General features: G+C 66.3%; 24 protein-coding genes and 1 pseudogene. 6 read left to right on the forward strand and 19 right to left on the reverse strand.

Going from position 1 to position 19,488, the window contains the following annotated elements; translation table 11 throughout:
* Window positions 1-3: 3 nt before the first annotated feature.
* From VF194_RS13470 to VF194_RS13495, 6 genes are all read right to left on the reverse strand, one after another.
* Window positions 4-657, reverse strand: a complete 654-nt coding sequence (locus VF194_RS13470; RefSeq protein ID WP_330891694.1) for a FliH/SctL family protein — start codon at window positions 655-657, stop codon at window positions 4-6.
* Between the two features lie 26 nt (window positions 658-683).
* Window positions 684-1,697 carry a flagellar motor switch protein FliG gene (gene fliG, locus VF194_RS13475; protein WP_330891695.1) on the reverse strand — a complete coding sequence of 338 codons (1,014 nt, stop codon included), beginning with the start codon at window positions 1,695-1,697 and terminating at the stop codon, window positions 684-686.
* Window positions 1,698-1,724: 27 nt separating this feature from the next.
* Window positions 1,725-3,371, reverse strand: a complete 1,647-nt coding sequence (gene fliF, locus VF194_RS13480) for a flagellar basal-body MS-ring/collar protein FliF (RefSeq protein ID WP_330891696.1) — start codon at window positions 3,369-3,371, stop codon at window positions 1,725-1,727.
* Between the two features lie 170 nt (window positions 3,372-3,541).
* Complete coding sequence (locus VF194_RS13485; RefSeq protein WP_330891697.1) at window positions 3,542-3,868, reverse strand: DUF1153 domain-containing protein; 327 nt, start codon at window positions 3,866-3,868, stop codon at window positions 3,542-3,544.
* A gap of 100 nt (window positions 3,869-3,968) precedes the next feature.
* Entirely contained in the window at window positions 3,969-4,694 is a 726-nt protein-coding gene (locus VF194_RS13490; protein WP_330891698.1) for a flagellar hook assembly protein FlgD, read from the reverse strand.
* A 24-nt stretch (window positions 4,695-4,718) separates the two neighbouring features.
* The gene (locus VF194_RS13495) at window positions 4,719-6,632 is read right to left on the reverse strand and encodes a flagellar hook-length control protein FliK (protein ID WP_330891699.1); all 1,914 of its coding nucleotides are present in this window, start codon (window positions 6,630-6,632) and stop codon (window positions 4,719-4,721) included.
* A gap of 336 nt (window positions 6,633-6,968) precedes the next feature.
* On the opposite strand from VF194_RS13495, the gene VF194_RS13500 reads away from it, so the two are divergent.
* On the forward strand, window positions 6,969-7,523 hold the full coding sequence (locus VF194_RS13500; RefSeq protein WP_330891700.1) for a hypothetical protein: 555 nt from the start codon (window positions 6,969-6,971) through the stop codon (window positions 7,521-7,523).
* Between the two features lie 27 nt (window positions 7,524-7,550).
* On the opposite strand, the gene VF194_RS13505 is transcribed toward VF194_RS13500, so the two are convergent.
* From VF194_RS13505 to VF194_RS13515, 3 genes are all read right to left on the reverse strand, one after another.
* Window positions 7,551-7,928, reverse strand: a complete 378-nt coding sequence (locus tag VF194_RS13505; protein WP_330891701.1) for a response regulator — start codon at window positions 7,926-7,928, stop codon at window positions 7,551-7,553.
* Between the two features lie 140 nt (window positions 7,929-8,068).
* Window positions 8,069-8,461 (reverse strand): response regulator transcription factor, encoded by a 393-nt coding sequence (locus VF194_RS13510; protein WP_330891702.1) that lies wholly within the window; start codon window positions 8,459-8,461, stop codon window positions 8,069-8,071.
* Between the two features lie 124 nt (window positions 8,462-8,585).
* Window positions 8,586-8,972: a hypothetical protein gene (locus tag VF194_RS13515; protein WP_330891703.1), complete on the reverse strand. Its 387-nt coding sequence runs from the start codon at window positions 8,970-8,972 to the stop codon at window positions 8,586-8,588.
* Window positions 8,973-9,109: 137 nt separating this feature from the next.
* Between VF194_RS13515 and VF194_RS13520 the strand changes: the two genes are divergently transcribed.
* Both VF194_RS13520 and VF194_RS13525 read left to right on the forward strand, forming a co-directional pair.
* Complete coding sequence (locus VF194_RS13520) at window positions 9,110-9,391, forward strand: type II toxin-antitoxin system RelE/ParE family toxin (protein ID WP_330891704.1); 282 nt, start codon at window positions 9,110-9,112, stop codon at window positions 9,389-9,391.
* A 10-nt stretch (window positions 9,392-9,401) separates the two neighbouring features.
* Complete coding sequence (locus VF194_RS13525; RefSeq protein ID WP_330891705.1) at window positions 9,402-9,755, forward strand: HigA family addiction module antitoxin; 354 nt, start codon at window positions 9,402-9,404, stop codon at window positions 9,753-9,755.
* Window positions 9,756-9,764: 9 nt separating this feature from the next.
* Here the strand turns inward: VF194_RS13525 and VF194_RS13530 are convergent, their stop codons facing one another.
* The 4 genes and pseudogenes from VF194_RS13530 to VF194_RS13540 form a co-directional block, all read right to left on the reverse strand.
* Window positions 9,765-10,187, reverse strand: a complete 423-nt coding sequence (locus VF194_RS13530; RefSeq protein ID WP_330891706.1) for a hypothetical protein — start codon at window positions 10,185-10,187, stop codon at window positions 9,765-9,767.
* A complete protein-coding gene (locus tag VF194_RS19850; protein WP_414656106.1) occupies window positions 10,133-10,441 on the reverse strand; it encodes a type IV secretion system protein in 309 nt (102 codons plus the stop codon). Before VF194_RS19850 ends, VF194_RS13530 begins: the two co-directional genes overlap by 55 nt.
* A 71-nt stretch (window positions 10,442-10,512) precedes the next feature.
* Window positions 10,513-10,845: pseudogene (locus VF194_RS19855) on the reverse strand (dioxygenase); the annotation flags it as partial.
* A 148-nt stretch (window positions 10,846-10,993) separates the two neighbouring features.
* A complete protein-coding gene (locus VF194_RS13540; protein ID WP_330891708.1) occupies window positions 10,994-11,188 on the reverse strand; it encodes a hypothetical protein in 195 nt (64 codons plus the stop codon).
* A 122-nt stretch (window positions 11,189-11,310) separates the two neighbouring features.
* On the opposite strand from VF194_RS13540, the gene VF194_RS13545 reads away from it, so the two are divergent.
* Window positions 11,311-12,243, forward strand: coding sequence for a LysR family transcriptional regulator (locus VF194_RS13545; RefSeq protein WP_330891709.1), 933 nt, complete (start codon window positions 11,311-11,313; stop codon window positions 12,241-12,243).
* A 185-nt stretch (window positions 12,244-12,428) separates the two neighbouring features.
* On the opposite strand, the gene VF194_RS13550 is transcribed toward VF194_RS13545, so the two are convergent.
* Genes VF194_RS13550 through VF194_RS13560 form a run of 3 tightly spaced genes read right to left on the reverse strand, consistent with a single transcriptional unit; the run spans window position 12,429 to window position 14,321 of the window.
* Window positions 12,429-13,469: a low specificity L-threonine aldolase gene (locus VF194_RS13550; protein ID WP_330891710.1), complete on the reverse strand. Its 1,041-nt coding sequence runs from the start codon at window positions 13,467-13,469 to the stop codon at window positions 12,429-12,431.
* Window positions 13,470-13,487: 18 nt separating this feature from the next.
* Window positions 13,488-13,916 (reverse strand): M67 family metallopeptidase, encoded by a 429-nt coding sequence (locus VF194_RS13555; RefSeq protein ID WP_330891711.1) that lies wholly within the window; start codon window positions 13,914-13,916, stop codon window positions 13,488-13,490.
* Between the two features lie 9 nt (window positions 13,917-13,925).
* Window positions 13,926-14,321 carry a DUF6476 family protein gene (locus VF194_RS13560; RefSeq protein ID WP_330891712.1) on the reverse strand — a complete coding sequence of 132 codons (396 nt, stop codon included), beginning with the start codon at window positions 14,319-14,321 and terminating at the stop codon, window positions 13,926-13,928.
* Here VF194_RS13560 and VF194_RS13565 point away from each other — a divergent pair.
* The gene (locus VF194_RS13565) at window positions 14,308-15,315 is read left to right on the forward strand and encodes an RluA family pseudouridine synthase (protein ID WP_330891713.1); all 1,008 of its coding nucleotides are present in this window, start codon (window positions 14,308-14,310) and stop codon (window positions 15,313-15,315) included. The two genes, VF194_RS13560 and VF194_RS13565, sit on opposite strands and share 14 nt — an antisense overlap.
* Here the strand turns inward: VF194_RS13565 and VF194_RS13570 are convergent.
* Window positions 15,299-15,964: a hypothetical protein gene (locus VF194_RS13570; protein WP_330891714.1), complete on the reverse strand. Its 666-nt coding sequence runs from the start codon at window positions 15,962-15,964 to the stop codon at window positions 15,299-15,301. The genes VF194_RS13565 and VF194_RS13570 overlap by 17 nt on opposite strands.
* A 238-nt stretch (window positions 15,965-16,202) precedes the next feature.
* Between VF194_RS13570 and rpoH the strand changes: the two genes are divergently transcribed.
* The gene (gene rpoH, locus VF194_RS13575) at window positions 16,203-17,099 is read left to right on the forward strand and encodes an RNA polymerase sigma factor RpoH (RefSeq protein ID WP_330891715.1); all 897 of its coding nucleotides are present in this window, start codon (window positions 16,203-16,205) and stop codon (window positions 17,097-17,099) included.
* 175 nt (window positions 17,100-17,274) lie between these two features.
* On the opposite strand, the gene VF194_RS13580 is transcribed toward rpoH, so the two are convergent.
* Window positions 17,275-17,955 (reverse strand): hypothetical protein, encoded by a 681-nt coding sequence (locus VF194_RS13580; protein WP_330891716.1) that lies wholly within the window; start codon window positions 17,953-17,955, stop codon window positions 17,275-17,277.
* 162 nt (window positions 17,956-18,117) lie between these two features.
* Window positions 18,118-19,410 carry an adenylosuccinate synthase gene (locus tag VF194_RS13585; RefSeq protein WP_330891717.1) on the reverse strand — a complete coding sequence of 431 codons (1,293 nt, stop codon included), beginning with the start codon at window positions 19,408-19,410 and terminating at the stop codon, window positions 18,118-18,120.
* Window positions 19,411-19,488: the final 78 nt, after the last annotated feature.

Raw genomic sequence — 19,488 nt, forward strand, 5'->3', positions numbered from 1 at the left:
AGATCACTCCTGCGGTTCCGCAAGCTGCGCCTGCAAGCCGGAAACGTAGCGTTCGATCGCCTGATCGACCTCCTGCTCCAGCGTCGCCTGGCGCCGTTCGGCCGAGCCGTCGGCCCAGTCGATGCGGCAATCGGTCGGCGCCATGCTGTCGTCCGGCACCAGCACCACCTTGCCGCCGAAACCCGATTGCGCGACCAGCTTCTCGAGCTGCTGATCGAGCAGTTGCACGATCGGCTCCGCCGCACGGATCACCAGCCGCGGCTCGTCGCGCATGTCGTCCATGCAGCGCAGCACCAGGGCCTCGATCTCGGCCTGCGGCTGGCGCTCCATCAGCCGGCCGGCCAGCTTGCGGGCGATCGCGCTCGCCAAGGCGACCGCCTCGGTCCGCGCCGCGAGCCGGGCGCGCTCATCGGCGGCGGCGATATCGGCAAGCTGCATGGCGATGGTCCGCAAACCCTGCTCGAGCGCCTGCTGATGCTCGCCATAGGCGGCGGCGCGGCCGGCGGCCTCGCCTTCGGCCCGGGCGGCCGCCTTCGCCGCCTCGAGCTCCTCGCCGGAGAATTTCGGCGGCGGCGGCTTCGGCGCATAGGAGCGTTCGACCTTCGGCTTGCTGCCGTCGAAGGGTATGTCGAACAGAAATTTGGCCTTGCTTGCCATCGCCGTTTACGCCGCGTCCTTGAACATCAGTAGATCAGTTCGTCTTCGCCCTTGTTGTCGGCCAGCATGATCTCGCCCTTGGCGGCAAGCTCCTTGGCGGTGTTCACCATGGTCATCTGGGCCTCGTCGACATCCTTGAGCCGCACCGGACCCATCGATTCCATTTCCTCGCGCAGCAGCTTGGAGGCGCGTTCCGACATGTTGGAGAAGAACAGGTCGCGCAACGTCTCGGATGCGCCCTTGAGCGCAAGGCCGAGCTTTTCCTTCTCGACATTCTTGAGCAGGGTCTGCACGCCCGAGGGGTCGAGCTTGATCAGGTCCTCGAAAGTGAACATCAGCGCCTTGATGCGCTCGGCGGCATCGCGGCTGCGCTCTTCGAGGGCGGCCAGGAAGCGCGCCTCGGTGTTGCGGTCGAGGCTGTTGAAGATTTCCGCCATCATCTCGTGCGCGTCGCGCCGGTTGGTGCGGGCGAGGTTCGACATGAATTCCGTACGCAGCGTCTGCTCGACCTTGTCGAGCACTTCCTTCTGCACCGCCTCCATGCGCAGCATGCGCATGACGACTTCCATCGAGAACTCTTCCGGCAGGGCGGCCAGCACGCGGGCCGCATGTTCCGGACGGATCTTGGACAGCACGACCGCGACGGTCTGCGGATATTCGTTCTTCAGATAGTTCGCCAGCACGTTCTCGTTCACGTTGGCGAGCTTGTCCCACATGGTGCGGCCGGCGGGACCGCGGATTTCCTCCATGATCTGGTTGACGCGTTCGCTGGGCAGCGCCTTCAACAGCAGGCGCTCCGTGCTGTCGAACGTGCCGGTCAGCGAGCCGGTGGAGGAGAAGTTGTTGACGAATTCCAGGAACAGCTTTTCGACGATCTCGGAATTGACCGCGCCGAGATTGGCCATGTTCTGGGAGATTTCCTTGATTTCCTCGTCATCCAGCAGCGGCCAGATCTTGGACGAATGCTCCTCGCCCAGGGCAAGCATCAGGATGGCTGCCTTGTCGGGGCCCTTGAGCTGGCGGAAATCCTTTTCGGCCATGATGCGTTACTCCTGATCCGCGACCGCTTACGCTGCCTGGTAGAGCCAGTTACGGATGATCGAAACCGCTTCCTCGGGATGCTTGTCGACGATCTCGCCGATCTTCTTCAGCGACGACGCCTTCACCTGGCCCTCGATGCGGGCGATGTCGATCATCGATTCGATGCCCGGCGTCGGCGGCGCCAATCCTGCCTCGGGCGCGGCCGGCAATTCGGCGATCGGCGCGCCGCCCACCACCATCGGCAGGCCGGGCGCCGCCGGGGTCAGCATGCCGGGCGGAATGTCCTCGCTCTCACGCGAGGCCTCGAGGATGCGGCGGATCAGCGGACGCACCACCAGCAGCATCGCCAGCAGGCCGAGCAGGACATAGCTGGCGATCTCGCCGATGCGGAACAGGTCGGCCTTGGTCAGGCCGAGGAAGACCGGCAGGCTGGCCGGATCGACTTCCTCCGGAATGTCGCCCGGCTCGGCGAAGCGCATGGAGGTGACGCTCACGGTGTCGCCGCGCTGTTCGTCGAAACCGATCGCGGTGCGCACCAGCTCGTTGAGCTGCTGCATCTCCTCGGCCGAACGCGGCTGGTAGGCGCGCTTGCCCTGGGCATCGACCAGCACGACCTGGTTGACCAGCACCGCCGCCGAGACGCGCTTGATCACGCCGGCCTCGCGCACCTGGGTACGGACGGTCTTGGAAATCTCGTAATTGGTCAGCTCTTCCGTGCGGGTCGATTTCGAACTCGCCTGGCTGCCGTTCTGACCCTGCGCTTCCGGCAGGTTGTTGGCCACCGTGACGTTCTGCTGGCCTTCCTGGTTCTGGTTTTCCTCGGTGATCGTCTGGGTCGAACGCACCACCTGCTGATCGGGATTGTAAAGTTCCTGATTGGTGGTGACGCGGTCGAAATCCATTTCGACGGCGACCTCGGCGCGCACATTGCCGATGCCGACCGAGCGTTCGAGCAGCGTCTCGATATTCTTGCGCAGCCGTTCCTCGGTCTGGCGGCGCATATCGGCCAGTCGGTTGGCCGCCGCCGTCGCCGGATCGGCCGCCTCCTGCGTCGCCGCCAGGAGATTGCCGCGGTCATCGACGATGGCGATATGGGTCGGCTTCAGATCGGGCACCGCGGCGGCGACCAGGTTCTGGATCGCGCGCACCTGCGGCTGGTCCAGCCGGCCGCCCTTGGTCTTGATCACGATCGAGGCCGAGGCCTCACGGTGTTCGCGGCTGAACACCTCGCGTTGCGGCAGCACAAGATGCACGCGCGCGGACTGCACCTGATCGAGCGAGCGGATCGTGCGCGCCAGTTCGCCTTCCAGCGCGCGCAGGTGATTCATGTTCTGCATGAAATTGGTGGCCGACAACGCATTCGCCTTGTCGAATATCTCGTAGCCCATGCTGCCGCCGGAGGGCAGCCCGGTCTCGGCCAGCTGCATGCGGGTGCGCAGCATGCGGTCTTCCGGCACCAGGATCTCGGCGCCGTTATTGGCGATCTGATAGGGGATCTTCTGCTGCTCGAGGCGGGCGACGATCTCGCCCGAATCCTGCAAATCGAGGTTGCCGTAGAGCAGCACCATCTTGGGCTGCGTCACTTTCATGCCGAGAAAGATAAAAAACCCGACCAGAACAGCCGCCGTCGCCGCCAGCATCGCCATGCGGGCGGGACCGATGTTCCGCAGCATATTCATAATTCCGTTCACGGCTTCACCCCATGACCCCGGGCAGACGTCCTGGCAGGCACCCCCTGCCTCGGTTAGCCAAGGTAGGGAGCCGGAATGAAGAAGAGGTTAACACCCCGGCAAATTTTGCCTACCGGGATGTTGCCGTAAACGAATCGTGCCGATTCAGCGCGTTAGGGCGTATTCGACGGCGTGCCGCCGGACGGCCTGGCGCTCGGGCCGCGCAACGTGCCGGGCCGGTAATCCTGCAGCCGCGTGGTGCGCAGGCCGAGCAGGCCATGCTGGTCGATGGCGCGCTGCCAGGAAAGGAATTCCTCGACCGTGAGCGCATAGCGCTTGCAGGCATCCTCGAGCGTCAAGAGCCCGCCGCGCACCGCCGCCACCACCTCGGCCTTGCGCCGGATCACCCAGCGCTTGGTATTGGCGGGCGGCAACGAGGCCAGAGTGATCCGCTGACCTTCCGGACCAACGACACTCGTTTGCGGGTTTTGCGGCAACATTCGCGCTCGGGGTGAGTAAGAAATGACCTGCTGCATGCTAGATATCCGCCTTTTAACAAAGCCCTAAATGCGATGGTTAATGCTTCCCTACGGCGCCCGCTCAGGCATCGCTGCTGCCGTCGCCTCCGCTGCCGCTGCCGTCGCTGGTGGCCAAGACCGACACCACCTTGTCCGGGGTGATCTTCTGGCCGCCGACCATCAGGTATTGGGTGCCGTCGATGGTATCCAGGCTCTCGACATAGCCGCGCGAATAGACCTTCACGCCGTCGAGCGGCTTGCCCTGCGCATCGGTGGCGGTGACCGCCAGCTTGTAGTTGCCGGCCGGCATCGCATTGCCGCTGGAATCGAGGCCGTCCCAGGCGACCTGCACGCGGCCGCTGGTGACGTCCTTGGCCGACGAGGTCACCGTGCGCACCACCCTGCCCGTCGAATCGGTGATCGTGTATTTCACGTTGGTGGCGCCGGTCGGCAGGTCGTAGGACCAGTAGGCGTAGGAGTCGGAGGCGGCACGCTTGACCGTATCGTTGTCGACATCGACCAGCTTGCCGACGAAGTTGAGGTTGTTGCTTGCCGTCTGCGCCGTGACCATGGAGATCAGCTTCTCCAGGTTCTTGTTGGTGTTGATCGACTGCTCGACTTGGCTGAAGGCGACCAGCTGGTTGGTGAAGTCCTTGGTATCCAGCGGCGAGGTCGGATCCTGGTTCTTCAGCTGTGTCGTCAACAGCGTCAGGAAGGTATCGAAGTTGCTTGCCAGCGTGGCGCTCGCCGCCGAGGAGGCCGAGGTGGCGCTGGAGCTTGCAGTGCTGGAGCCGACGGAACCGACCATGATCTGTCTCCTTCAGGACGTTCCTTAGATGCGGATATCGAGGCCGCCGCGGCTGGCGGCGAGGCTTTGCGCGCGGGCGGCGGAATGGGCGGCGGCATCGTTCAGCCCGCCCAGATCGGCGTAATCGGTCTGGCCGCGGCCGCGGCGGCCGCCACCGGCGCCGGAATTGTCGCGGCCGTCGCCGGCCTGGCTCTGATCGCGCAGCGAAAAGTTCAGCGAGTCCGAATTGGTCTTCAGGCCGGCATCGCGCAGCGACTGCTCCAGATGCTGCGCATCGCGCTGCAGCATCTGCAGGGTTTCCGGCTTGTCGGCGGCGATCACCGCGGTCAGATGGCCGTCATGGCCGACTTCCATCTTCACCTCGACCTTGCCGAGATGGCCGGGATCGAGCTTGATCGAAATCTTGTCCAGCCCCTCGGCAGCGCCTTTCTTGATCTGCACGGCGACCTGCTCGCCGGCCGGCAGGTAAGCCGCCAGATTGCGCGGCGCCGCCTGGGTTGCGGCAGCCTGGGCCGCCTGCGGGGCCGGCGTGCCCGGATTGGCGAGCGGCGAAGCCTGCATCAGATGCGCCGGGCTGGGCGATTGCGCATTGGCCGACGTCGCATTGGACGCCAGGGCGCCGGCATCGGCGGCGTGATGCGCCTGCAGCGCCGCGGCGAACTTGCCCTCGGCGCCCGCGCCGGAGGGAAGCTGCTGCTGCGCCTTGAGCTGATCCTGCGCCTGATCCTGGATCTGGGCCTGTGCCTGGGCTTGAGCCTGTGCCTGAGCCTGGGCGAGCGGCGATTGCTCCTGCGCCTGCGCCGCCTGGCTGGCGATCTGGCTGCCGGGCGCGACGAGGCTTTTCGGCGTTGCGGACGGCACGGCTGCGGTCACCGTGACGGTGATGCCCTTGGCGATCTCTCCCTTGGCGATCTCGGTGGCGCCATCCGCCTTCGCATCCGCCGCCTTGTCGGTGCCGGCCTTGGCTTGCGCTTTTCCATCGCCGGTCTGCGCCGCAGCCTGGGCCTGGACCTGAGCCTGGGCGGCGGCGATGGCCTGCCGGACATCCTGCGGCTTGGCGGCCTGCTGCTGCGCCAGCAGCGCCGCCGCGCTGGTCGCCGTGGCGGCAGCGGCCTTGGCCTTGCCGGCGGCATCGCCCGCCGGCGTCACGGCCGCCGCGCCGGCAGCGGCATTCGCTGCGGCAGCCTTCGCGGCCTCGGCGGCCAGCGGCAGCGCCTTGCCAGCAGTGGCGGCGGCCTGCTGGGCGGCGGCATCGATCGCCTGCTGGGCCGGCAGGCCGGGCGTCGCCACGGCGGCCTGGCCCTGATCGGCAGCCTGGGCTGCCGCAGCCGCCGGATCGGCCTGCTGCAACAGCGCCAGGATCAGCGCCGCATCGGGCGCCTGCGCCACGGCGGAGCTTTTCTCCTTGTCATCCGACTTGCCGTCCGACGCGGCATCGGCCTCGTCCTTGGACTGGCCGTCCTTGGCGGTCTTGCCTGCCGCCTGCCCCTTGCCCTGGGCTTTGCCGGATTTGGACTGCCCTGCGGCGGAAGCCGGTGCTGCGGCATCGTCGTCCTTCGGCTTGTCGGCGGCTTTATCGGCCCTGATCGTCTGGGTGGGCTGCTCCGCGGGGCGCCGCACATCGTCGCTGTCGCTGCGTGGACGCGCCGGGCGGTCATCCGCAGGACGATCGTTTACTGGGCGATCGTTTACTGGGCGGTCATTCGCGGGGCGGTCGTCGCGGCGCGGCGCGGCGGATGAACTGGCGCTGCGGCCGAGGCCGTCGTCGCGGCGGGAGGAGCCATAGGCGGACGCGGCCGAAGGCTCGCCGATCGAGCCGCTGCCGTAAAACGCCGTCTGCAGGGCGCGGGCGAACTGCTCGGCGCGGCCATCGGCATCGTCTGCCGGCGCGGCGGCTGCCGGAACTGCATTGGTATTGGTAAGCGGGCCGACCTGCATGATACTCCCTCATGTCTCGCCACCTGAGGAAGCAAAGCCCGGGCCACCTCCCAATCTCGGCACAACCTGCTGAAATTACTGCCACTTATTCCGACCCGGGCAGCGCCGATGCCCCGGCCAGGCTTGCCGGGCGGCAGTTTCTGCCGGGCGCCGGACCGGCAAACGGCGCGCAGGACAGGCCGGTGCAAGCCAGTTGGAGCCAGTTGGGAACCGACGGGATTTCCGGCTGTCGGGGTCACGCTATCGGGCAGCGGCAGCCGCAACAGAAGCCGCTTGACTTCGAGAACATTTAAGGTATATTTAAAAGGAATAAAGTCAGAGGGGAAAGGTTCCGCCATGGTTACGCCGCCCAGGAAACCGCCCGGCTTCGCACAGGCCGGCATCCCGCCCCGCCCGCTGGCGCCCAGGCCGGCCCAGGCCGGCGGCGCGGATGCCGAGGAGCCGGAACAGCTCGTCTCCAGCGAGCTGGACGAGCTGACCCATGCCGAGTACCGCCTGCTGTATGACGAGGCGGCCCGCAATGTGCTGTTCGCGAAGCGGCAGCAATGGCGGGTGGTGGAATATTTCACCCTGCTGGCGCTGGCCCTGGTCGCGCTGGGCGCCGCGCTGCCATTTGCCGCCGATGTCGCGCGCTTCGTCGCCGTCTTCCTGGTTATCGTCGGCGCCGTGAGCGTGGCGGTGCTTGCCATGCTGCAGATCTGGCAGGGCCGCGAGCAGGCGATGATGGCCTATCTGGTCGGCGATCTGTCGAACTTCGCGCGCCATGCGCTGCGCTACAAGCCGCGCCTGAGCGGCAACATCCATCGCTTCATCATCCTGGCGGCGATGATGCTTTACGTCGTCATCCTCGACGTCGTCGTCTTCCGCCTGCTTGCCGATATCGGGAAGTAAAGGACCGAAGCCGAAGCGGCGGAGCGCTCATACCTCCGGCGTTTGCAGCGCCTGGGCCACCGCGGCGATGAGGGTTTCGTGCGTGAACGGCTTTTCCAGGATGCGGCAGGCGCCGAGCACGCTGGCGACCGGCAGCATCCGCAGATCGGTATCGAAACTGTTGCCGCCGGACATGGCGATCACCGGCGTCTGCGTGAAGCAGCGCATCCGGGTGATCAATTCCAGCCCGTCGCCGTCCGGCATGTAGATATCCGTCACCACCAGATCCGACAGCTTCTCCTGCAGCATCGCCAGAGCGGCCGAGCCGCTGGACGCTTCGCGCACCGCATGGCCGGCGCTTTCGAGCGAATCGCGCAGCATCGCCAGCACCATCGGATCGTCTTCGACGACGAGAATCTCTGCCATGGTAGACTCGCCAATTTCCACCCAGGGTCGGCCCCGGTCGCAGCACCATTTACCTTGAACATATGACTTACCTTGAACATATGACATTCTGCGGCGAGCGCGAACCCGGGGGAATCCGCATCGCCGGCCATAGCGGACGGCTATTGGCCCGAAGGCGTCATGCTTTTGCGCAACAAGGCCTCGTCGACCGCGTTGAGCAGCGTTTCGAGACCGAAGGGCTTCCGCAGCACTGCGTTGGCGCCGAGAACCGAGGACACAGACAGCATACTCAAAGTCGCATCGAAGGCGCCGCCGCCGGAAATCGCGATGATCGGCACATGGGCGAAGCGGCGCAGCTCGGTGATCAATTCCAGGCCGTCGCCTTCCGGCATGTAGACATCGGTGATCACCAGTTCGCAAGGATGCTGCCGCAGGACCGTCAGGGCCTGATGGCCGCTTTCCGCGCAATGCACGGCATGACCTTCGGCCTGCAGGCAATCGCTCAGCGTTGCCCGCATGACGGAATCGTCTTCGACCACCAGAATCTCGGCCATGGGCACGCCGGCTGCCGGAGCTACGCAATGCGGGAGGTACGGCAATAACGGCCATGCGGCAGAAATCGTTCCGCCCTGGCGGAAAAATACCCGCCGCTGCGGCTCCCGGCGAAGCGGGCGCCGGTCAGTGAAACAGGTAGCTGTCCATCGCCAGCGTGCCGTGCGCGAAGCTGGCATGCAGGCGCTCGGCCGGCTGACGCGGCGTGGCGGCGCCGAGCGCGACATAGAGCGGCAGGAGATGTTCGTCGCTCGGATGTGCCGTCAGCGCATGCGGCGCCTGGCGGCGACGCTTCACGCCGGTTTCGATCACGACGTCGAAATTGGTGGGGAATATCTGCACGGCATCGGCCGAATGCGACGTACTGCCCGTCCCGGCATCTGCAGGCGCGGAAGCTGCGGTCGGCGCCGCGGGGACGGCGTACCAATAGGCGGCGCCGCCGGCGCCGGCGGCTATCGTGCCGGCCGCGAGGAGGGCGTAGACCGGCTGTTTGAGAAGATCGACGACGCTCATTCCTGCCCCCCTCGGCAGCAAGGCGCTGCATGTGGGTTGTGGTATACAGGGGTGACGATGGCGCCTGTCAATCGAATTCGTACTGCATTGCAGGACGTACCGCTTGCCGTGACGATACTGCCGCGCTATGATCGATCATGATCCGAAGCTATGCGGACAAGCGGACGGCGGCGTTGTTCCTGGGTGAAGCCGTCCGGGGCGTGCCTCATAATCTGCAGCGCCGGATACGCGCGAAATTGCTGGCGATCGATGCGGCAGTCCAGTTGCAGGACCTGACCCGGCCACCGGGTAATCGCCTTGAGGCATTGTCTGGCGACCGGCGCGGACAGCATAGCATCAGGGTCAATGACCGATGGCGGATCTGTTTCCGCTGGGACGCGGGCCATGCCTTCGACGTCGAGTTTGTGGATTACCATTGAGGAGGATGCGATGACGATCAAACGGGATGACCTCGATCGCGGTTTGGTCGACCTGTCCGAAGTCACCACCGGGCGACGTCTGGCGCCTATGCATCCCGGAGAGTTTCTCGCGACGGAATTTCTCAAGCCCCTGGATTTGTCAGTCTACGGCCTCGCGAAGGCGCTGAAGGTACCTCGTTCGCGGCTGAACGAGCTCGTCAACGGCGAGCGCGGCATGACGGCGGATACCGCGCTGCGGCTGGCCCGCTATTTTGGCACCAGCGCCGAGTTCTGGATCAACCTCCAGGCCCGCTATGATCTGGACCGGGCCGGCCCCGGCCTGCGCAAGCGGATCGAGCGCGAGGTCGAGCCGCGGGCGGCCTGACGGACTGCCTCAGCCGTTTCGGTTGCGCAGGCCGCCGGCGCCGTACTTGAACTGATGCGCCAGCGCCGCAAGCGATCCGCCAATCAGACCGTGCTGATGTATCGCCTGGCCGGCGGCGGTGAGGCCCTTGCCGGCAATTTCGCTCATGCCCTGGCCGCGCAGCACGCCCGAGGCGGAGGATACGAGGCCGCCGGCGCCGAAGCCCATCCGCATGGCGTGGAAGCCGCCGGCGCCGTCATTCGCTCCCGAACTATTCGAGGCCAGGGCTTTCGCCTGCAGATGCAGGAGGATGGAGGCGAAGCCCAGGACGGACATCATTTCGATGTTCATATCCAGCAGCGAGATCTTTCCGCTGGCCTCGTCATCGTCCCCCGTATCTACGATGCCGCCTTCGGGTAGGCCGACAATGCCCCGTCCTGTGTCTTCGGGCACGAGAGGCTTTGCTTTGCATCGTCGTCGTCATCCAAGCGTTTGCAGGCTGCGCTGTAGATCTTGTCGGCATAGTAGTCCACTGTCGTCATGGTGAAGCCGAGTGCGCCGCCCGTGAAGAGCATCGTGAAAAAGGCGCCGATGACGATCCGCATCCCAGCAACGGTAAAAGGACGTGTCGGACGAAACAGTGCGAATGGCGCAAGCAATGGGGCGACGATGCCGACGGCGACATATTTAAACATGACCTCGAGCATGAATGCGCCGACCAGGCAGCACGGGAATCTCCGCCTTCGGATAGATCAGCGACAGCGGCGACCAGGCCGTGGTCCAGTCCGCGCTCGTCGTCGAGCGCGGCAGGGAAGCCGGCTGCGGCGAGCAGCGCCTTGATGCGCGCGGCGAGCGCCGGATCGCCCGGCGCGGGATATTGCATGCGATGGAGCGCCGGCGGAATGCCGTGGAAATCGTGGATCGTGGCGGGATGCGCCCTGGCGCCGATCTCCGGCGCCTCGGTTTCCCATTGAGCGGACACGGCGAGGATTGCCTTGGGCACCGGCCAATGCCGGGCGGCGCCGTGCAGGAAGATATGGGCGGGACGCTGCGGCTCGAGCGGCAGCAGCGGCGAACCATGGCTGACGAACAGGGCCGGCTGCGCTGTCATGGCGAGGGACCCCGGGGCAGGGGCGAACAACGCCTGGCCCCTCACCTATGACAACGCCGCCGGCCCTGCAAGGCGCTGCCGCCGTCGCCGCCCGGCCGCAAACGGCCGCAAAGCAGGCGACGAGCAGACAATCGCTATCGGGCGCCGCTTACCTGGCGGCGGCGAGACGGACCTGGCCGGCCTCGCTCAGCGCGCGCACGGTGCGGATGAGGTTATTGGCCAGCCGGCGCAGGCTGCCATCGATCGCGTCTTGCCGCAGCGCAAAAGCGCGGTGACGGTAATAGGCGAGCTCCGCACCGGAAATATACAGATGGTCGGAGAACATGGGCTGGAACTGAGTCATGGTCGTTTTTCCTTGTTTTCAGCCTGGGGAGGCTTGCGGGTGAAAATAGGCCTGTTCCATTCATTCATAAATAATGTATTTTGACATGATTTGATGATTGAAATTCATATATTGAGGTCGCCATGAACCGCCTCGGCGAGATGGAAGCCTTTGTTGCAGTTGCACAATCTGGCAGTTTTACTATTGCAGCGCAGCAATTGCGGCTGACCCCGTCGGCGGTCAGCAAGCTGATGGGCCGGCTGGAGGACCGGCTCGGCACGCGGCTGCTGCAGCGCACGACCCGGCGGGTCAACCTGACCGCCGAGGGCCGCGCTTATTTCGAACAGGTGCGCGGCATCCTCGCCGAGATCGAGGCGGTGGAGGCCAGCGTCGGCGGCGCCGAGGCCGAGCCGCGCGGCCTGCTGCGCGTCAATGTCGCACATGGCTTCGGCATGATGCAGATCGTGCCGCTGATCCCCGAATTCGTCGCCCGCCATCCCAAAATCGACGTGCATATCACCTTCGCCGACCATGTGGTCGATCTGGTGGCCGAGGGCGAGGATGTCGCCGTCCGCGTCGGACAGTTGCGCGACGAGACCTTGATGGCGCGCCGGCTGGGCGAGCATCGCCGCATCGTCTGCGCGGCGCCCGATTATCTGGCGCGGCACGGCACGCCGCAGAGGCCGGGCGATCTTCTGCGGCATAACTGCCTGCTGTTCGACGGGCCGGATGGATTGAACACCTGGCCGTTTCGCCGCGCCGATGGCGGAATAGAGCGGCTTCCGGTGCGCGGCAATTTCCGCACCAACAATGGCGACGCGATCTTCCGCATGCTGCTGGCCGGTCTCGGCCTGTGCTTTGCCGCCGATTTCGCCGTGGCGCCGGCCCTGCGCGACGGGCGGCTGGTCGCCGTGCTGGAGGAGCATGCCGCCGACGTGACCTGGCCGATCCATGTCGTCTATCCGGCGAAGAAGCATCTCGCCGCCAAGGTGCGCGCCTTCGTCGATTTCCTGGTGGAAAAATATACGCCCCGGCCGCCCTGGGCCGAGGAAATCACCGATCACGCCAGAGGGTGACAGAGCGGGCTGCAGCCGGATGGAACCAGCGCGCCGAGCCGCGATTGGCTCTGCATGACAGCTTGGTTGCGCGAGGAGAAACGGGATGCAGAACCATGTCGACCGCAGCCGGGTCGAGGAGATCACCCGGACCTGGCCGAAGGTTTCGCGCGAGACTTTCCTTGGGCGGAGGCGGCGCTGCGAAACTACCGCGCCTCTTTCGCCAGCTTCAGCAGGGCGGCGACGTCGTCCGCAGTCTTGTCGAAGGCGCAGACGAAGCGATAGAGCGAGCGCGCCGGATCCCAGCAATGGAACTGCGCGCCGCGGCGCTGCATCGCCTCGGCCATCGGTTGCGGTATCGCCGCGAAGACCTCGTTGGCCTGGACCGGCCAGGGCAGCGACACGCCCGGCAGATGCCGCAGGCCTTCGGCCAGTTGGCGCGCGCAATCATTGGCCTGCCGCGCCAGCCGCAGCCAGAGGCCATCCTGCAGCATCGCCAGCAGTTGCACCGACAGGAAGCGCGCTTTCGAGAAGAGATGACCGGCACGCTTGCGGCGGTAGAGGAAGCTTTCGGCCAGCTCGGGCTTGAAGAAGACGACGGCTTCCGCGGCCATGGCGCCGTTCTTGGTGGCGCCGAAGCTGAGCGCTTCGACGCCGGCGCGCCAGGTCAGGTCCGCCGGCGAGCAGTTCAGGCCCGCCACCGCATTGGCAAAGCGCGCGCCATCCATGTGCAGCCGCAATCCGTTGGCGCGGCAGATGCCGGCAAGATCGGCGATCTCGTCGGGCGCATAGACCGTGCCGGACTCGGTCGCCTGCGTGATCGACAGCGCCGCCGGCTGCGGATGATGCTGCACGCCGCGCCAGCCCAGGCTCAGCGCCTGCTCCAGCGCCTTGGGCGTGACCTTGCCGTCGACGCCCTGCAGGCCGACCAGCTTGGCGCCGCCGGTGAAGAATTCCGGCGCATTGCATTCATCCACCATGATATGGCTTTCGACATGGCAGTACACCGCGCCGAAGCCCGGCGTCAGACAGCTCAGGGCGAGGCTGTTGGCCGCGGTGCCGGTGGCGACCGGAAAGACGCGGCAATCGGCGTCGAACAGCATCGAGAAGGCGGCGTCCAGCTCGATCGTCCAATCATCCTCGCCATAGGCCGCGGCGGTGCCGTGATTGGCGGCGGCCAGAGCCGCCATGACCTCCGGCGCGGCGCCGGAGGTATTGTCGGAACGGAAATCCAGGCTGTGGGTCATGGCGGCGGCCTTGTTGTCTCAGGGAAGAATCTCAACCGGGATAGCGTCGAAGCCGTTGCGCAGCGCCGGACGGAAGGCGCGCAATTCCTGCACTCTTCCATCCAGCAGGCTGGTGATCGCCCAGACGAGGCCGGGATCGTGCACCATCGCGGCATCCATGGCGGATGGCTCGGCGCGGCCATTCGGATGGCTATGCCAATGGCCGATGACGCGCTCGACCGCGTTGCTCTCGCGCAGGCGGCGCAACACCGCGATATGCACGGCAGGATCGAGCTCGAATTCCCGTTCGCCGTCCGCGGCCACGTTATCGGCCGCGACCACCTCGGCGACCGCGAGCAGCCCGTCGCCATGCTCGCGGCCGATCAGCAGCGCGCAGGCTTCGCGCGGGAAGGCGACTTCGGCCAAGGCGTTGAGCTGATCGAGCTGGGCCCGGCGCAGCGACAGCATGGCGGCGGCTTACTTTTCCACCTGGATGGTGACGCTGCCGAGCGGCTGCAGGCTGGCGCCGTCCAGCGCATAGAGCCGTTCGGAGCCGTCGGCGAGCCGCACCCGCAGCAGGATGCGGTTGCCGCTCGCCAGCACGTCGGTAACGCGGCTGTTCTTCGGCAAGGTGATGCTGCGGTCGGCGATGGCGGTCGGCGGCGCCACGGGGGCCGGCGTGCGCTTCAGATGCGCGCCGGTGGCGATCAGCACCACCAGCAGCAGAAGGCCGCCGAAGAAGACGATGCTGAGCCCGATGACGAGCGGCTTCAGCCACCGTATTCTCGGATCCTCAGCGGCTGCCTGCCGCATCATCTCGCCCATATCGCCCATATCGCTCCCGGCTATCGTCCTGCCAATGCCCACCGCCACCCAGATCCTGCCGCCCGTGCCGGCCGACGCCGCCGGCGAGCGGCTCGACCGCTACCTGGCCGCGTGTTTCGCCGCCGCAGACGACGGCGCGGCGCTGTCGCGTTCGCGGCTGAAGGCGCTGGTGCTGGAAGGCCATGTCCGTCTCGAAGGCGCGACGATAACCGACCCCTCCCGCAAGATCAAACCGGGCGAGGTCTACACGGTTGCGCCGCCCGAGCCGGTCGCCGCCAGTCCCGCGGCGCAGGCGATTCCGCTGGCCATCGCCTATGAGGACGATCAGCTCATCGTGATCGACAAGCCGCCGGGTCTGGTGGTGCATCCCGCGCCCGGCAACCCGGACTGCACCCTGGTCAACGCGCTGCTGCATCATTGCGGCGACAGCCTGTCAGGCATCGGCGGCGTCCGGCGGCCCGGCATCGTGCATCGCATCGACAAGGATACGTCCGGCCTGGTGGTCGCCGCCAAGACCGACCGCGCGCATCAGGCGATGGCGGCGCTGTTCGCCGGCCACGACATCGAGCGCGCCTATGACGCGCTGGTCTGGGGCCATCCCAATCCGCCGCACGGAAGCATCGAAGGCGCCATCGGCCGCGATCCGCGCGATCGCAAGAGGATGGCGATCGTCGCCAAGGGCGGCAAACCGGCGCTGACGCATTACCGCACCGAGCGGCTGATCTACGATGCCAAGGGCCGGCCGGTCTGCGCACTGGTGCGCTGCACGCTGGAAACCGGACGCACGCATCAGATCCGCGTGCATATGACCAGCCGCGGCAACGCGCTGATCGGCGATCCGGTCTATGGCGGCCGCCGCTCGCTGCAGCGTTTCGCCCTGGACGAGAGCGCGCGCAAGGCCCTGGCCGGCTTTCCGCGCCAGGCCCTGCATGCCGCCGTGCTGGGCTTTCGTCATCCGGTGAGCGGCAAGCGGATGCATTTCGAAAGCCCGCTGCCGGAGGATTTCGCGGCGTTGCTGCGGACGCTCAGCCCGGCGCCATGATGGTGGCGGGCCGGGGCCGGCCGGGCGCGGCCAGAGCGATGCCCTTCCAGCCGAAGCCCTCGATGATGTAGCGCATGCCCTCCGGCGTCAGCACCTGGCCCGCGGGCGGGCAGTAGAGTCCATAGATCCATTTATCGCCCTGCGGCGCCGTGCCGCCGGCGAAAGTCGTGCTGCCGGGTACGACGCCGAAAATGCCGCCGAAGCCGATGCAGCGCCGGCCGGTCAGCGACAGGGGCCGCACATTGATCATCCCCAGCGGCGCGCTGACCACGGTTTCCGCTTCGCCGAAGGCCGGGCGGCGCGGCGCCAGATAGGCGAAGGCCTGGAGCAGCTTCTGCGGATAATCCGGCGGCGCGGCGAAATACTTTCCGGTCTGCTCGACCTGACTGACGATGACATCGGCGAAGCTGCCGGCGGCCAGCGGCTGGCCCCAGAGATAGCGGAAATTCCGGATGCCGGGCTGGCCGCCCTTGAGCTCTGCCGCCATGGTCGGCCAGGCCGCCAGGCCCGGCACGGCCAGCACGAGATAGGCTTCGGTTGCCGGAAAGGGCTGCCAGACGGGTTGGGCGGTGGCCAGGGCAGGAAGCTGGGGCCCGGCCTGGGCCAGATACAGCGCGAAACAGAGCGAGGCCGATCTGGGGAACTGCATGCCGGGCCCTCCTTCGCCGTTTCTGTTCGCCCTTGATCTGGGTTAACGCGGCGGCCGCCCAGTCGATCTCGTTTTTACCCTTTGGAAAGGCGCGCCGAACTGTGATCGGGGTTACAGCCCGGAGGCAGGCGCCGCACTTCTGCCCAATTCAGCGGGTTCATTCGTTGAAATAGAGGCATCGCATGCACATTTGTCGGGTTGTGCCGAACATCCGTCCGGCCGGGGGAGTTACAGAAATATGAGCACTGCCAGTTTACCCGCCATCTCCGCCACCGAAGGCGGTCTTGCGCGTTATTTGGCTGAAATCCGCCGTTTTCCAATGCTGGAACCGGAGGAAGAATATATGCTGGCCAAAGCCTGGCGCGACCGCGGCGATGTCGAGGCTGCCCATAAGCTGGTGACCAGCCATCTGCGGCTGGTAGCCAAGATCGCCATGGGCTATCGCGGCTACGGCCTGCCGATCGGCGAACTGATCTCGGAAGGCAATGTCGGCATGATGCAGGCGGTCAAGCGCTTCGATCCCGACAAGGGCTTCCGGCTGTCGACCTATGCCATGTGGTGGATCCGCGCCTCGATCCAGGAATATATCCTGCGCTCCTGGTCGCTGGTGAAGATCGGCACGACGGCGGCGCAGAAGAAGCTGTTCTTCAACCTGCGCCGGCTGCGCGGCCAGATGAAGGCGATCGAGGGTGGCCAGCTCACGCCCGAGCAGGTCGAGAAGATCGCCACCCAGCTCGACGTTTCGAAGGACGAGGTGATCACCATGGACCGCCGCCTGGCGGCGCCGGACCATTCGCTGAACGCGCCGCTGCGCGAGGATGGCGAAAGCGAGGCGCAATGGCAGGACTGGCTGGTCGACGAGACGCCGAGCCAGGAGACGCGGCTGGCCGAGGGCGAGGAAAGCGATGCCCGCCGCAAGCTGCTGAACAGCGCGATGCAGAATCTGAACGAGCGCGAGCGCGACATCCTGGTGCAGCGCCGCCTGGTCGACGAGCCGACCACGCTGGAAGACCTCTCCTCGCGCTATGGCATCAGCCGCGAGCGCGTGCGCCAGATCGAGGTGCGCGCCTTCGAGAAGCTGCAGAAAGCGGTGCGCAGCGCCGCCCAGCAGCAGGGCCTCGAGGCGACGGCGTAGGAACCGACCGAACAACGGCGTTATTTTCATTCGCGAAAAGAAAAACCCGCGGCCGGAGGACATTGGCCGCGGGCGAGTCAACCTGGAGGAACGCCTCCACACAGGGAGAGGAAAAAGGGAGGAAGCTTAAACTACGCCACGCTACGCACGAACCGGACCGAGCCGAGCACGCGGCTCAATCGTCGAAATCCTCGAGCGCCGATTCCCAATCGGTGATGTCGAGCCGGTCGGGCGGCAGCATGTCGGGCAGGCGGATTTCCGTGCCGGGCTGGACCGGCAGCCAGGACAGATCGACCGGACAGGATCCCATGCCGGCGGCGTAACCGGAGGCCGTGATGTCCTTGGCGGCCCGGCCGGCGCTTTGCTCGCGCGCCTCGCGGCGGATCGCGGTGGCCAGCGCCTGAGCCAGATTGCGCAGAATGGTCAGATCGCGCGCACTCCAGTCATCGGCGGTGGCCGAGCCCCGTTCGCAGCGGAAGATCGCGGCCGGCTGGCTGCGGCCGTCGACCAGCAGCAGATCGATCTGCGTGCCGGCCTCGCCGCCCTCCTTCGCCGGATCGGCCTCTTCGCCTGAGATGGCCGGCGCATCTTCTGTCATTACCGAGCCCAGCCCCTGGGCGGCGGCGCGGAAATAGGCCAGCGTCGCCTCATGCGGGATGACGGCGCCCTGCTGGATGCGGCCGTCGCGGGCGTCCAGCAGATACTGGCAGACCATGTCGCCGCGGCTGTTGAAGAACCAGATGCTGGCGCGCATCGCCGAAGTCACATCGACGGCGTCCAGGCAGATGGCCTCGCAGAGATCCGCGATCCCTTCTGCGCCGATGGCGTGCAATGCTGCATCCTGCGTCCTGAGCATGGGCTCCTCCGGGGCGAAACCGATGAGCCAATCCTAGGACTCCCCTGTCCAGGCGAAAGTTATCGCCCGTTAACCTCGACGAAATATTCGGTAACGACACGGCGCGCGGGTCTTGCCGCCCGTCTTTGACAACCGCCCGGCCCTGCCAAGGGCAAGCCGCGATCAATCCTCGAAGGGATCCTTCATCAGGATGGTATCGTCCCGCTCCGGCGAAGTGGAGAGCAAGGCGACCGGCGCACCGATGAGTTCCTCGACGCGGCGGACATACTTCACCGCGGTAGCCGGCAGATCGACCCAGGACCGCGCGCCATGCGTGCTCTGGCTCCAGCCTTCCATCGTCTCGTAGACCGGCCTGGCGGCGGCCTGATCGGCCATCGAGGCCGGGAAGTAATCCAGCGTCTTGCCGTTCACCTCGTAGCCGACGCAGATCCGGAGCTCCTTCAGGCCATCGAGCACGTCGAGCTTGGTGAGCGCGATGCCGTGGATGCCGTTGAGCTTGACCGACTGGCGCACCAGCACCGCATCGAACCAGCCGCAGCGCCGCTTGCGCCCGGTAACGACGCCGAATTCGCGCCCCTTCTCGCCCAGCCATTGGCCGACATCGTCGGTCAGCTCGGTCGGGAACGGCCCCTCGCCGACGCGCGTAGTATAGGCCTTGACGATGCCGAGGATGTAGCCGAGCCCGCCCGGCCCCAGGCCGGAGCCGGCGGCGGCGCTGCCCGCCATGGTATTGGACGAGGTGACGAACGGATAGGTGCCGTGATCGACATCGAGCAGCGAGCCCTGCGCGCCCTCGAACAGGATGCGATGGCCGGCGCGCCGCGCCTCGTCCAGCTCGCGCCAGACCGGCGCCGCATAAGGCAGCACCTTGGGCGCGATCTCGTCGAGCTGCTCGAGCAGTTCGGCACGGTCGACCGGCTCGGCGCCGAAGCCGCGGCGCAGGGCATTGTGATGCGCCAGCAGGCCGTCGAGCTTGCGCGCCAGCATGGCCTTGTCGGCGAGGTCGCAGACGCGGATGGCGCGGCGGCCGATCTTGTCCTCATAGGCCGGACCGATGCCGCGCCGCGTGGTGCCGATCTTCACGCCTTCGCTGGCATCCTCGCGCAAGCCGTCGAGATCGCGATGCAGCGGCAGGATGAGCACGGCATTGTCGGCCACCTTCAGATTGGCCGGCGAAATCTCGACGCCCTGGCCGCGCAGCTTGTCGATCTCGGCGATCAATGCCCAGGGATCGACCACGACGCCGTTGCCGATCACCGACAGCTTGCCCGGACGCACGATGCCCGAGGGCAGCAGCGAGAGCTTGTAGGTGTTGCCGCCGATCACCAGGGTATGGCCGGCATTGTGGCCGCCCTGGAAACGCACCACGACTTCGGCACGCAGCGAGAGCCAATCGACGATCTTGCCCTTGCCCTCGTCGCCCCACTGGGCGCCAACCACCACGACGTTGCTCATGCTACGCGTCCTTCACTTTACGGTTGCACCGGCTCGGAAAACGCGGGATTCCGGCCCGCAATGACGGTGCATTCATCC

It is taken from the genome of Ferrovibrio sp., assembly GCF_036381655.1.
Lineage (GTDB): Bacteria > Pseudomonadota > Alphaproteobacteria > Ferrovibrionales > Ferrovibrionaceae > Ferrovibrio.